Here is a 13,205-nt window from a genome sequence, read left to right on the forward strand (position 1 = left end):
CATATGACAGTCAATATAGCATGGGGTATAACCGGCGCGGGTGATCTGCTTAATGAGGTTTTTGACGTCATGGAGGGGTTATCAGGGCATGATGATATAAAGATTACCGCTATTGTATCAAAGGCCGGAGAGTCAGTATTAAAATGGTATAAGCTGACTGAAAGGCTTAACTCCATTACAGAAAAGGTGTTGATAGAAAAGGATGCCAACACGCCCTTTATAGCTGGGCCGTTGCAGACAGGAAAATACCAGTGCCTTGTTGTAGCCCCTGCTACCGCAAACACAGTAGCAAAGCTTGTTCACGGGATAGCAGATACCCTGCTTACAAACTGTGTATCCATGACAAACAAGGCAGGGAGAGAGGTTTTTATATTACCTGTTGATAAAGAAAGAGGAACAATAACAACAACCCTGCCAGACGGAAAACCCTTTCAGCTTACAATGCGCGATATTGATGTTGATAATACAGAAAAACTAAGGCATATGAAGGGGATAACCGTGGTTGACAGGCCTGAGGAGATAAAAAGGGTTGTAAAAGGTTAGGGGTAATGGGTAATAGGTAATAGGTTAGAGAAGAGAAGGAAATTCTAAATTTATTTTAAAAAGGAAAAGATCATCATGAAAAAGTTTTTTGTTCTTATACTGATGTTTATCTCTGCTGTTGCCTGCGGACAAAATGCCCAGGCAGATAAAAATGCGGTGTTTAACCCTGATAATGTAGTTATTGATGTAAGGTCTCCTGAAGAATACAAGGCCGGTCATATTAAAAATGCCAAAAATATACCTGTTGATAAAATTATAAAGGATATCAAAACTGCTGTTCCGGATAAGGAAGAAACCATTGTGCTTTACTGCCGAAGCGGCAGGCGATCTGAGATCGCTGAAAAGACCTTGAAAGAGATGGGTTATAAAAATGTTATCAATGCAGGAAGATATGAGGCCCTGAAGGCGCAGGAGGATAAGGGTAACTGAGCCCTGACCCGATTCGTAGTAGAGACAAGGCATGCCCTGTCTCTACGAATATTTTTATGCCAGGTTGATATATTTATTTCCTCTTTAATTTTCCTGTCTCCTCTTTCAACTGCCCTACCCTCTTTTTAAAATGTTCTATCGCCTTTTTGACTGGTTCAGGAGACCTCATATCCACACCCGCATCCTTGAGCTCATCAAGGGGAAACTTGCTTCCGCCAAGTTTCAGAAAATCCAGGTATGATGCCCTTGCCTTTTCATCCCCATTTAACACCAAATCCGCAAGGGCGGTTGCTGCTGATATACCGGTCGCATACTTGTACACATAAAATGCGGAATAAAAATGGGGTATGCGCAGGCACTCAAGCTCAAGCTCCGGGTCAATTACAAGTGTATCACCAAAATATAAATCGAGCAGCTTCCTGTACTCCCCTTTTATATTCTCAAGGGTAAGGGGCTGGTTCTGCTCAAGGATAGAGTGGCATATCTTTTCAAACTCCGCAAACATGGTCTGCCTGTAGAGTGTTGCTCTGAAGTTGTCTATCTCGCGGTTGAGTATATAGGCCTTCATGGCCGGGTCACCGCTGTAATAATCAAGGAGGTAATTACTTAAAAGCGCCTCATTAAGTGTGGAGGCCACCTCTGCCACAAATATGGTATACTGATGATCCACATAGGGCTGGTTCTTGATGGACAGATACGAATGCATGGAATGGCCTGCCTCATGGGCGAGGGTGTAGAGGCTGTTTATATTTTTGTCCTGAAAATTCATGAGTATGTATGGTGGAGAATCATAACAGCCTGATGAGTATGCCCCGCTCCTCTTCCCCCTGTTTTCGTACCTGTCTACCCATCCACCTGTGAGCCCCTTTTTCAGGATGGAGACATACTCCTCACCAAGGGGCTTAAGTGCTTTTATACATACCTCCACCGCCTCATCATAGCTCATGGTGAATTTTATATCAGGCACTATGGGCACATAGGTGTCATAGAAATGGAGCGCATCAAGACCAAGGCTCTTTTTGCGGAACCTGAAATAGTCAAACAGGGGGCTCAGGTTTTCTCTCACTGTTGAAACCAGGTTATCATAGACCGCCTCCGGTACATCATCACTGAACAGGGCAGATGACCTTGCAGACTCAAAATTCCTTACCCGTGAATAGAAGATATTCTTCTTGTTGCTGTATGAAAGGGTTGTTGCAATGGTGTTTTCATGGTCTTTATACTCACGATAATACTGGTGAAATGCCCTTTTCCTGATCTCACGGTCAGGGTTGATTAGAAAGGTCGAAAAATTACCATGACTGAGCTCAATGGCGGTACCTGTTTCATCTGTAACATCACCAAACTTAAGGTCAACATTATCGAGCTGGCCAAACACCTGGGATGAGGCAAGGGAAAAATCCTGGCTCATGGCAAGTATCCTCTCTATCTTTTCATCATGGGTATGGGGTTTGTACCTCAGTATCTTTTCAAGATAAAACCTGTACTCCTTTAAAATATCCTCCTTTAAAAACTGGTTCATTTGGTCTTCATCTATTGCCTGTATCTCCGGTGTAATAAAACTGGCCAATTCAGATGCATGCGTGTACAGGGTAATTGCCCTCTGATACATAGCCAGATACTGCTGGTTTGATTTATCCTCATCACTTTTGAGGTGGGCATATGTATAGAGTTTTTCTATGTTTCGATCTGTATTGAGCGAAAAGGTGACTGCCTCTTTAAGGGTCTGCGCCGACTCTCCTAGCCTTCCGCGGTATTTCTCATAGCCCGGAAGCTCTTTTTCAAGCTCAGTATACAGGTTTTCCCACTCCTCAGTTGAACCGAACAGGGGGGAAAGGTCCCACCTGTATATTTCAGGGATATCTTTTCTTTCAGGTATGGCATTCTGGGTCATAAACAAGGTTCCTCTCTTTTAGTATTTATTTTTTAGTTGGATAATATACATTCATTAAAGCATAATGCAACATTGATGAAGGCGGATGATCTTCTTTACAAAAGCAAGGAGTCGGGCAGAAACTGTCTTACATTCGGGTAATTTTTAAAAAGTTCTACAGATAAAAAAATGCATTATATTTTTTTTAACAAATGTACATAATTAATTAAAGGTGTATCATATGCAGAACTAATTATATGTAAACCTAATACAAGGAGAATACCTATGGTTGATTCTGAAAAACCCAGAGAAAACGAAAAAAAAATAGACCGCCGTGAGTTTCTGGTGGGAAGCGGTGCCGCTATTGCTGCCGGAGCTTTGGTTGCAGGCATTCCGGGTGTTGCGGGCGCTGCTGCCAGTAACCAGACCTATCCAAAATCAGAGGGATACATCGTGTATGACAGCAGGCTCTGCCTCGGTTGCCAGAGCTGCATGTTTGCATGCTCACTGACGCATGAAGGTGTTGTTAACCCTTCATTGTCCAGGATACAGATCATCCGTGACGCACCGTCATTTGCCAAATACCCGTATGATATAGTAATGTCTGTTTGCAGGCAGTGTGTTTCACCCCTGTGTGTTCAGGTCTGTCCGACCGGGGCCTGCCATGTGGATGAGGCAAACGGAAACATCAGGAGGATCGATCAGAAAAAATGCATAGGATGTAAAAAATGCATCCAGGCATGTCCACAGGACCCTCACAAGACCATCTGGAACCCTGTAATAAAAAAAACCGCCAAATGTGACCTTTGTGAGAGCGCTCCATACTGGAATGAAAAGGGCGGGCCAAAGGGGAAACAGGCATGTATTGAAACATGCCCGGTCAAGGCCCTCAAGCTTGTAACAGATGCCCCGTCACAGAAAGACATCAACGGGTATGATATTAACCTTGCGCCACCACCGCCCAAGGCAAAACCGCAGGGTTTTGTATTACCGAAACAAGAGCCCGGTAAAGCGGCTGAGAAGGGAGGTAATTAAAAATGGCAAACGGATACGCAGGAAAAATACTTAAAATCAATCTCACAAAAAAAGAAATAAGCATAATTGACACCGCAAAATATGCGGAATACGCAGGTGGAGCGGGCATAGGCGCTGCGATATTCTGGGACACTGCCGTTGTTCCGGGAGACTGGGATATGCAGGACGCGTTTGATCCGCGCAATGTGATATCATTAATGAGCGGCCCACTTGCAGCCACAGGTGTGCCGGGTGCAGGCAGAACCAGCGTTAGCGGTATTGCCTCAGAGACCTATCCAACCCCCCTGTTTCACAGGACAAATTTTGGAGGCAGGTTTGGCACTATGCTAAAACTTGCCGGGTGGGACGGGGTAGTTGTGCATGGAAAGGCAGATGCCCCTGTATGGATTAATATTATTAATGACAAGGTAGTTATAGAAGATGGCTCAAAATTATGGGGCATGGACACCTATGAAACACAGGATCAGATAACCTCTGCGGTATCAGGCAGAACCAGATTCGGGCAGCAGTGGCAGGAGATAGGGAATGAATACACAACCCTGTTACCTCAGATCGTGTGCATAGGCCCTGTTGGTGAATCCATGACCAAGGTTGCAGCGCTTATACACGGAAGCGGGGTAAGCGCCCGCACCGGCGGCTTTGGCGGCGTTTTCGGGTCAAAAAACCTCAAGGCCATCAGCGTAATAGGGACAGGGAGCATCCAGGTGGCAGACCCTGCCGGTCTTGTTGATACAAGGCTCTGGCACACAAGAAATTTCCCGAAAATTACCCTGGCACAGCCAGGGGCGTCAGCATGCATGACCTGCCTCAATAATGACCGCAGGCGTAACTCCTATTATGGCGGCGAGGCCATGTGCGCCGATGAATACTGGTACATGGGAAAACAGGATCCCGGCTCATTTTCGAGCCGTGATCCCGAGGCACTTATGCGCGGGGCAAGCATTGCCATGAAATGGGGCATATGCTCATGGGCAACAAAGTTCGGAGGGGCAATAACACTGCCAGTTCCTGATGCCCCTCCTGCATACAAGGGCATGGTGCCTATGGAGCCGGGAATAGGCTGGTACATAAAGTATCTTTATGAGATCGGCGAGCTTGGCCCCGGTAAAAAGATAGAATCATATCCCCTGCCCATGGATCAGTGGGACACGCTTAAATTCCGTGAAATCTTCTGCGATGCCATAGCGCGGCGCATTGGTATCGGCGCTGATCTTGCCAATGGGTACCTTGAGGCGGCGGAAAGATGGGGAAGGCTTGAGGAGGACATGAATAATGGCACAATCAGGCTTCCTGCATGGGGCGCAAGCTGGCATCATACACTCCCCGGTGTTGACTGGGCCTACAGCTATATTTTCATGTCAGGTGACCCGGTATGGCACGGTTTCTTTGGCCTGAGCGGGGGCGGCGGATTTGGCGGACCGGCAACATACACAGCCGAAGAGCTTGTTGACATGATGACGAAAAAGGCTGTCCCCTTTGACAATGACCCTATAATGTTCAGCAATTCATGGAAGGGTGATGAGGCATTTAAGACCGGTATCTATTCACCCCACAAGGCAAAGATGGTTGCATGGGCAAGGCGCTTTGCCGGTTTCTATAATGAATCCATGTCTATCTGTGAAATGCTTCTTCCGGTGTTTATGGGCAGTGGTCCGGGAAACCTGGCTGGCCCCAGCCCTGAACTGGAATACAGGTATTACAAGGCGGTAACAGGGAGTAAAGAGACCTTTGCAGATACCATGGAGACAGGCCGGAAGATATGGAACATGGAGAGGGCCATCCGCGTTATGGCAGGCAGGCACCGTGACCAGGAGAAGTTTGCACCCTTTATGCATATGCCTGGCGCAACCTTCCCCATTAGCGGGCCCAAGCCTGTTTACCTTAATGGAAAATGGAGCTTCGAAAGCCATAATGACCTTTACCTGGATAAAAAAGGTGTGGAACAGTTCAAGACTCACTTTTATAAACTTGAAGGCTGGGACACCAAAACCGGTTGGCCTACCAAAAAGACACTGGAAAAACTGGGCATGAAAAATGTTGCAGATGTGATGAAAAGCAAAGGCAAACTGGGAGCCTGATAAGACAATTTGCCATAGAAGGTTGGGTTAAAACCCAACCTTCTATGGCTTCTTTCGTACTCTTTTATAATAATGGTCATAAAGATACATGGTGATCAGGCGAGTTTTATTATCCTTTCAAGCTCATCCTGTCTGTTTACATTCAGAAATGTCTTAAGCTCAGGGTCAAATTGTTTTATCTCTTCTTCCCCTACAAATCTAACACTGATACTGTTAAAGGCCTTGATTGTCTGGAATTCCTTTTTAATTATCAGATCCTTCATGGCCTGGAGACATCTTTTACTGTACAGGGCATGAAGGGGCTCTATTTTCCAGTCCACCTTTGGCACAACCGCATCATACCCCTCTTTTAAACCTGCAATATATCTCACAAGGTCTTCGTTGATAAATGGCATGTCGCAGGCGCAGAAAAAGGCCCAGTCATCATCAAGGGCATCAAGCCCTGTATAAAGCCCTCCGACAGGGCCCATACCCTTTATTATATCCTGGTAAAGCGGTATCTTCAGATATGAATATTCAAGGGGAGTGTTTGTAATGATCATGAGGTTTTTAAAGACCCTGCCAAGGGCAAAGGTCGCCCGCTCAATAAGGGGCATACCGTTGAACAGGGCAAGGGCCTTGTTGCTGCCAAAGCGGCTGCTCTTTCCTCCGGCAAGGACTATTCCGGTGATACCCTCTAAAAAATTTCCTTTAATGCTGTTTTCTGTCATTGTTATATGATTATTTTACTTTCAGTTAAAAAGATACCCTTGCCATATGAATGCTGAGATATTATATTTATTATGTTTTTTAACTCAATTAACATATTGATCATTTGAAATCCAGAGGTTTTAAACATGCAGCAGAATCCTTATACCTACACGAAACAGAGGAGACCCAGGGCAGGAGCACCCCGGCAGGAGGCGGATTTCAATGAACTTGAGGCACTGGAACTCTATTGCGGCCAATGCCGCAAGGCAGTGCCTGTAAGGAAGCATCTCCTCCTGGTTCTACCCGAGGGGGATAAATATGAATACAGGTGCCAGTACTGCGGCTCAAAGGTAGGGGATAAAATTGACAAGGGCCCCAGGATAAAGGGGTTTTATTAAAAATAATTTATTAAAGGAGCACACATTGGAAGAAAAAGAGATAGTCATTATAGGTTCCGGTCCTGCCGGCCTGACAGCAGCTATATATGCCTCAAGGGCTGGTTATTCTCCCCTTGTTATTGAAGGGGTTCCAAGTGGAGGACAGCTCCTTGTTACTACAGATGTGGAAAACTTCCCCGGTTTTCCTGATGGCATTTCAGGGCCTGAGCTGATAGAAAACATGCGAAAACAGGCTGAAAGATTTGGAACACAGTTTGTTATGAAGGATGCAACAGCAGTGGATCTTGGTGTATACCCCTTCAAGGTAACAGCAGAGGATACTGAATACATGGCCAAAAGCCTTATTATAGCAACAGGCGCAAAGGCAAAATGGCTTGATCTTCCATCTGTCGAGGAATTTAAGGGAAGGGGTATTTCCGGTTGCGCTACATGCGATGGATTCTTTTTCAGGGATCGCAAGGTCTTTGTAATAGGAGGGGGTGACACTGCCGCTGAAGAGGCGCTTTTTCTTGCCAGGTTTGCAAAGGAGGTTATCATTGTCCATAGAAGGGATAAACTCCGGACTGAGAAATATGTGCAGGAAAAGCTCTTTAATAATCCAAAGATCAGTATTGTATGGGACTCAACTGTAGAGGAAATCAAGGGATCAAAGGAGGCCGGTGTTGAAAAGATCATATTAAAAAATATCAAGACCGGCGCAGTTACAGAACAGAGCGCAGATGGAATATTTATGGGTATAGGCTATTCTCCTGCAACAGAACTGTTCCGTGGTCAGCTCACGCTTGATGAAGGGGGTTATATTGTCTGCCATGACGGCGCAAAGACCAGCGTAAAGGGGGTATTTGCTGCAGGGGATGTAAGGGACCCCATGTTCAGGCAGGCAGTAGCAGCTGCCGGAACCGGCTGTAAGGCCTCATTAGAAGCCGAACATTTTCTGGAAAACATGGTGGCATAACCTGACATACCCTGTTATTTCAATATGTTACACTGATTAATGCAGGATGTAAACACAGTTCTTTATGTTGACAAAATATAAGGCGCGTGCTAATTCAACTTTAATAATTATAAAGAAAGGAGATAGAGATGGGTAATATTCTTGAGGTTACTGATGCCAATTTCGATGCGGAGATTGTAAATGCTGAGACACCTTCGATGATTGACTTCTGGGCAGAGTGGTGCGGTCCGTGCAAAAAGGTGGGGCCTGTTGTTGAGGAGCTGGCAGCAGAATACAAGGGTAAAATAAAGATTGCCAAGATGGATGTAGACAACAATAGAGAGACCCCTGCAAAATATGGCATCCGAAATATCCCGACACTTATCTTTTTCAAGGGTGGAAATGTGGTTCAGACCATCGTAGGCGCCCAGTCAAAGAGTTCAATAGACGGAGAGCTTAAAAAACTTTTATAATTTTATTTATATAATAACAACGGGCGTGGCCCGTGACATATGTGAGCCATGCCGATTTTTAAAAGAGTAAAAAAATGATGCCCAGATCCATTCCCTTTTTGAAATACTGTATTTTAATATTATCCCTGTTTTTGATCTCCTCCGGGTGCGCAACCAAAAAGGCCCGGAAAATTGATGAAATGGGTCATGCTGAACTGCTTGAAAAGGGGTTAAATCATCTGAAAAAAAGTGATTATGTCAATGCCCTTACAACCCTTCAGATGGTAAAAAACAGGTACCCATATACAGACTCAGCCATTGTTGCATCGCTTAAACTGGCTGACACCTATTATGAGCTTGGCGAGTATGAATCAGCATATGCTCTGTATTACGAATTCGACAGGTATCACCCAAAGGATGAGAATGTCCCCTATGTAAAATACCGCAAGGGTATGTGCTACTTTATCAAAATAAAAGGCTTTGACCGCGAACAGAACCATGCACAGATGGCAAGGATAGAATTTGAAAGACTCATTGCCCAGCACCCTGACAATGAATACTCAAAAAAGGCAAGAAGGCATCTAAGGGAGTGCATGATAAATCTTGCTAATTTTGAGATTTATACAGGGGACTTTTATTACAGGCAGAAAAACTACAGGTCAGCCCTCCTGAGGTACACATATGCCCTGAAAAACTTCCCTGATGTGGGCCACTACTATGATGCCATTAACAAGATCAGCCTCTGCAACATGAAGATTGCTGAACTGGAAAAAGAATCGGCTGATTAGAAAAACCCAATCAACCGGTAATCATTTTATCGATTGATCCCAGGGCCTGGGCAAGTTTTTGAGGGTCGCTGCCCCCGCCCTGGGCCATATCAGGCCTGCCCCCGCCCTTTCCGCCAACGATCTCTGACATCTCCCTAATTATTTTCCCGGCATTATATCTCTTTGTAAGGTCATCTGTGACGGCACATATAAGCATAACCTTGCCTTCACTCTTTGAGCCTAAGACTATGATCCCGGATGCAAGTTTTTCCCTTATCCTGTCCACATAATCGCGAAGCTCTTTGGGTGAGAGTTCATCAAGCTCTTTAGCCAGCACCTTTATACCGCCAATCTCTTTCAGGCCTGAAAGGATATCCCCTGATTCCTTTGAGATGATCTTTGCCTTAAGGGCCTCTATATCCGCATCTTTCTGTTTTAAGTCCCTTAACACCTGGTTTATCTTTTCTATAAGCTGGTCAGGAGTAGTCTTTAATAATGCGGCAGCCTCTTTTATCTCATTATCCTTTGCCTGGGAATAGAGAACAGCAGCCTTACCGGTTACAGCCTCGATCCTCCTGACATTTGCAGCCACTGCCCCTTCTGATACTATCTTAAAAAATCCTATATCGCCTGTGCTGTGTGTATGGGTGCCCCCGCAGAGCTCCATGCTGACGCCCTGGCCTACGCTTACCACCCTTACATTGGCGCCATACCTCTCTTCAAATATTGCCATAGCCCCTGTCTTTGATGCATCTTCCCTTGTCATCACCTCTGTTGATACAGGGTGATTGTCCCTGATATGCATGTTTACAAGGGCCTCCACCTCCATGAGCTTTTCCTTTTCTACCTGCGCAAAATGGCTGAAATCAAAACGCAGCCGCTCAGCAGATACCTGTGACCCCGCCTGCTTGACATGGTCTCCTAAGATTTCCCTGAGGGCGCTGTGCAATAGATGTGTGGCAGTATGGTTTGCCTGTATGGCCCTTCTTCTTTCATAATCCACGTGTGCGGTTATCTCATCGCCTGTTTTTACACTCCCGCTTTCTACTGTGCCTTTATGTATAATAAGGTCACTGCCTGCCTTTATGGTGTCTGTGATCATGATCTTTACGCTGCTGTTACCAAGCACCCCCTGATCACCCACCTGCCCCCCGCTTTCACCATAAAAGGGGGTGGATACAAGGAGTATCTCCACAGCATCATTAGCCTTTGCCTCAGAGGCATCTTTGCCATTTACAAGAATGGCTGCTACCTTTGATTTAAAATCCTGCTCCTGATCACGCATAAAATTGCACCTGATGCCGCAGGAGGCAAGCTTTTTGTAAACCTCCGGGATCTTCTCCTCACCGCTCCCCTTCCATGATTCCCTTGACTGGTTTCTCTGGGTTGACATGGACTTTTCATATGACTCCATGTCTATAGTCAGCCCTTCGTCCCTGGCAACATCCTGCACTATATCCAGGGAAAGCCCATAGGTGTCATAGAGTTTAAAGGCCAGCTCACCGGGGATTACAGTACCCCTGCCTGATTTGATCTTTTCTATCTCATCACTTAATATCTTCATGCTGTAAAAGAGGGTGTCGGCAAACCTCTTTTCTTCATTTACCAGAACCCCTTTGATAAATGACCTTGAACCCTCAAGGTCTGTATAATGGCCGCCCATTGCGTCTATCACACTCTCTGCAACACTGTAAAAGAAGGGCTGTTTGAACCCCAGTACCTGGCCGTACCTTATGGCCCTGCGGATGATGCGCCTTAAGACATAGCCGCGCCCCTCATTTGATGGCATAATACCATCGCCTATAAGAAATGCGGCTGCCCTTGCATGGTCAGATATCACCCTGAAGGAGAGATCGCTTTTTTCACGCTCGCCATATTTAATAGATGAAAGCTCCTGGATGCGGTTTATGGGAACAGTGAATATATCTGTATCATAGTTGCTCTTTACACCCTGGATAACAGCGGTTACCCTTTCAAGACCCATGCCGGTATCTATATTGGGTTTGGGAAGCGGGGTGAGTTTACCTGACGGGCTTCTATCAAACTGTGTGAATACAAGGTTCCATATCTCAAGAAAACGGTCACAGTCACATGCAGGGCCGCAGTCAGGCCTGCCGCAGCCTACTGTTGCACCCTGGTCAAAGTGTATCTCAGAACATGGGCCACATGGGCCTGTGTCACCCATTGCCCAGAAATTATCCTTTTCACCGAGCCTCGTAATGCGTGAGGAAGGTATGCCTATCTTTTTTTCCCATATATCATGTGCCTCATCGTCATCCTTATATATGGTGATATGGAGCCTATCCTTATCAAGCCTATAGCCCTCCATAAGCAGTTCCCATGCCCAGGTAATGGCCTCCTCCTTGAAATAATCACCAAATGAGAAATTGCCGAGCATCTCAAAAAAGGTGTGATGCCTTGCGGTATAACCCACATTTTCAAGGTCATTGTGCTTTCCGCCTGCCCTCACACACTTCTGCGAGGTGGCAGCACGGGTGTAGCCCCTTCTTTCTTCCCCTAAAAAAAGCCCTTTGAACTGCACCATCCCGGCGTTTGTAAAAAGAAGAGTCGGGTCATCCCTTGGGATAAGGGATGAACTTGCTACAACCTCATGGCCTTTACCCTTGAAAAAATCCAGGTATTTTGCTCTGATTTCCTTGTGATCCATTTATCTTATAATCCTTTGTTATTCCTGATTTTCAGATTCGATAGTGGGTTTTGTCTTCCAGACACCTGCCTTTTCCATTACAAGCTCGGAAATCCGGTTCAGTATATCCACATTTTCTGCGAGGAATTTTTTAACATTCTCCCTGCCCTGGCCTATCCTCTCACCTTCAAAGGAGTACCATGCGCCGCTCTTTTCAACGATACCCATCTCAGCGCCAAGGTCAAGCACATCCCCCTCCTTTGATATGCCGTGGCCATAGATGATATCAAACTCCGCCTCCTTAAAGGGCGGGGCCACCTTGTTCTTAACCACCTTTACCTTGGTCCTGGAGCCTATTACGTCATTCCCCTCTTTTATTGCGCCTGTGCGGCGTATATCAAGCCTCTGGGTAGCATAGAATTTAAGGGCATTACCGCCAGTGGTGGTTTCAGGGCTCCCGAACATAACACCTATCTTCATCCTGATCTGGTTGATAAATATGACGCATGTCTTTGATTTGCTTATGGTAGCGGTAAGTTTCCTTAATGCCTGTGACATAAGCCTTGCCTGAAGGCCCATGTGCTGGTCCCCCATGTCGCCCTCTATCTCTGCCCGTGGCACAAGTGCCGCAACAGAGTCTATTACAAGCACATCAATGGCGCCGCTCCTTACCAGAATTTCTGCTATGTCAAGCCCCTGCTCGCCTGTATCCGGCTGTGAAACAAGGAGGCTGTCAACATCAACGCCGAGCTTTCTGGCATAGGCCATATCAAGAGCATGCTCCGCATCTATAAAGGCAACCATACCTTCAAGCTTCTGCGCCTCTGCGGATATATGAAGGGCAAGGGTGGTCTTTCCGGAGGACTCAGGGCCGTAGATCTCAATAACCCTTCCTCTGGGCACACCGCCCACACCGAGGGCAATGTCAAGGGCAAGGGAGCCTGTAGGAATGGCAGGCACAACGATGATATTATCATCGCTCATCTTCATTATAGCCCCCCGGCCAAACTGCTTTTCTATCTGAGAAATGGCCTGTTCAACCGCCTTGTTTCTTTCTAAAGTATCCGCCATAAATTACCCCCTTATTATCTACATGTTTATGTGTAAAACAGTTAAATCGTCTTTATTATTAAACAAAGATAAGATGACCTGTTACTGCAAGCCCATTCTTATACTACAGATAAAAGTATAAAATCAATAATGAATGATGAATGATGAATGGTGAGTTGAGAATTGTGAAGGGTGAATTATTTTTTGCAATATTTTCTTTCTTACCATTAACCATTTACCATTCAAAATTCACCATTAATTCCTTTTTATACCAGCCAGCTTCTAAACCCGTTGAATTCGACGGGTTTA

12 protein-coding genes are annotated in these 13,205 nt (G+C 45.7%); 8 read left to right on the forward strand and 4 right to left on the reverse strand.

The window, feature by feature from the left end:
- Nucleotides 1-3: 3 nt before the first annotated feature.
- Entirely contained in the window at nucleotides 4-543 is a 540-nt protein-coding gene (afpA, locus tag GX654_13540; protein ID NLD37885.1) for an archaeoflavoprotein AfpA, read from the forward strand.
- 72 nt (nucleotides 544-615) lie between these two features.
- Nucleotides 616-972 (forward strand): rhodanese-like domain-containing protein, encoded by a 357-nt coding sequence (locus GX654_13545; GenBank protein ID NLD37886.1) that lies wholly within the window; start codon nucleotides 616-618, stop codon nucleotides 970-972.
- A 73-nt stretch (nucleotides 973-1,045) separates the two neighbouring features.
- On the opposite strand, the gene pepF is transcribed toward GX654_13545, so the two are convergent.
- Nucleotides 1,046-2,866 carry an oligoendopeptidase F gene (gene pepF / locus GX654_13550; GenBank protein NLD37887.1) on the reverse strand — a complete coding sequence of 607 codons (1,821 nt, stop codon included), beginning with the start codon at nucleotides 2,864-2,866 and terminating at the stop codon, nucleotides 1,046-1,048.
- Between the two features lie 264 nt (nucleotides 2,867-3,130).
- Between pepF and GX654_13555 the strand changes: the two genes are divergently transcribed.
- Nucleotides 3,131-3,880: a 4Fe-4S dicluster domain-containing protein gene (locus GX654_13555; GenBank protein ID NLD37888.1), complete on the forward strand. Its 750-nt coding sequence runs from the start codon at nucleotides 3,131-3,133 to the stop codon at nucleotides 3,878-3,880.
- A gap of 2 nt (nucleotides 3,881-3,882) precedes the next feature.
- A complete protein-coding gene (locus tag GX654_13560) occupies nucleotides 3,883-5,958 on the forward strand; it encodes a hypothetical protein (GenBank protein ID NLD37889.1) in 2,076 nt (691 codons plus the stop codon).
- A 95-nt stretch (nucleotides 5,959-6,053) separates the two neighbouring features.
- On the opposite strand, the gene GX654_13565 is transcribed toward GX654_13560, so the two are convergent.
- The gene (locus tag GX654_13565) at nucleotides 6,054-6,668 is read right to left on the reverse strand and encodes a molybdenum cofactor guanylyltransferase (protein NLD37890.1); all 615 of its coding nucleotides are present in this window, start codon (nucleotides 6,666-6,668) and stop codon (nucleotides 6,054-6,056) included.
- 126 nt (nucleotides 6,669-6,794) lie between these two features.
- Between GX654_13565 and GX654_13570 the strand changes: the two genes are divergently transcribed.
- The 4 genes from GX654_13570 to bamD all read left to right on the forward strand — a co-directional run bounded on the left by GX654_13570 (nucleotide 6,795) and on the right by bamD (nucleotide 9,220).
- A complete protein-coding gene (locus GX654_13570; GenBank protein ID NLD37891.1) occupies nucleotides 6,795-7,046 on the forward strand; it encodes a cytoplasmic protein in 252 nt (83 codons plus the stop codon).
- Between the two features lie 25 nt (nucleotides 7,047-7,071).
- Complete coding sequence (gene trxB, locus GX654_13575) at nucleotides 7,072-8,001, forward strand: thioredoxin-disulfide reductase (protein NLD37892.1); 930 nt, start codon at nucleotides 7,072-7,074, stop codon at nucleotides 7,999-8,001.
- A 128-nt stretch (nucleotides 8,002-8,129) separates the two neighbouring features.
- Complete coding sequence (trxA, locus tag GX654_13580; protein NLD37893.1) at nucleotides 8,130-8,453, forward strand: thioredoxin; 324 nt, start codon at nucleotides 8,130-8,132, stop codon at nucleotides 8,451-8,453.
- A gap of 74 nt (nucleotides 8,454-8,527) precedes the next feature.
- Nucleotides 8,528-9,220 carry an outer membrane protein assembly factor BamD gene (gene bamD, locus GX654_13585; GenBank protein NLD37894.1) on the forward strand — a complete coding sequence of 231 codons (693 nt, stop codon included), beginning with the start codon at nucleotides 8,528-8,530 and terminating at the stop codon, nucleotides 9,218-9,220.
- 10 nt (nucleotides 9,221-9,230) lie between these two features.
- Here bamD and alaS read toward each other — a convergent pair whose 3' ends face one another.
- Both alaS and recA read right to left on the reverse strand, forming a co-directional pair.
- Nucleotides 9,231-11,867: an alanine--tRNA ligase gene (gene alaS, locus GX654_13590; protein NLD37895.1), complete on the reverse strand. Its 2,637-nt coding sequence runs from the start codon at nucleotides 11,865-11,867 to the stop codon at nucleotides 9,231-9,233.
- 18 nt (nucleotides 11,868-11,885) lie between these two features.
- Nucleotides 11,886-12,917: a recombinase RecA gene (recA, locus tag GX654_13595; GenBank protein NLD37896.1), complete on the reverse strand. Its 1,032-nt coding sequence runs from the start codon at nucleotides 12,915-12,917 to the stop codon at nucleotides 11,886-11,888.
- Nucleotides 12,918-13,205 lie beyond the last annotated feature (288 nt).

This window comes from Desulfatiglans sp., assembly GCA_012513605.1.
Classification (GTDB): domain Bacteria; phylum Desulfobacterota; class DSM-4660; order Desulfatiglandales; family HGW-15; genus JAAZBV01.

What these genes read in the sequence shown, in the direction of transcription:
- afpA (NLD37885.1), top strand. Translation starts at nt 4, where the DNA reads ATGACAGTCAATATAGCATGGGGTATAACCGGCGCGGGTGATCTGCTT.
- pepF (NLD37887.1), bottom strand. Translation starts at nt 2,866, where the DNA reads ATGACCCAGAATGCCATACCTGAAAGAAAAGATATCCCTGAAATATAC.
- GX654_13555 (NLD37888.1), top strand. Translation starts at nt 3,131, where the DNA reads ATGGTTGATTCTGAAAAACCCAGAGAAAACGAAAAAAAAATAGACCGC.
- GX654_13560 (NLD37889.1), top strand. Translation starts at nt 3,883, where the DNA reads ATGGCAAACGGATACGCAGGAAAAATACTTAAAATCAATCTCACAAAA.
- GX654_13565 (NLD37890.1), bottom strand. Translation starts at nt 6,668, where the DNA reads ATGACAGAAAACAGCATTAAAGGAAATTTTTTAGAGGGTATCACCGGA.
- GX654_13570 (NLD37891.1), top strand. Translation starts at nt 6,795, where the DNA reads ATGCAGCAGAATCCTTATACCTACACGAAACAGAGGAGACCCAGGGCA.
- trxA (NLD37893.1), top strand. Translation starts at nt 8,130, where the DNA reads ATGGGTAATATTCTTGAGGTTACTGATGCCAATTTCGATGCGGAGATT.
- bamD (NLD37894.1), top strand. Translation starts at nt 8,528, where the DNA reads ATGATGCCCAGATCCATTCCCTTTTTGAAATACTGTATTTTAATATTA.
- alaS (NLD37895.1), bottom strand. Translation starts at nt 11,867, where the DNA reads ATGGATCACAAGGAAATCAGAGCAAAATACCTGGATTTTTTCAAGGGT.
- recA (NLD37896.1), bottom strand. Translation starts at nt 12,917, where the DNA reads ATGGCGGATACTTTAGAAAGAAACAAGGCGGTTGAACAGGCCATTTCT.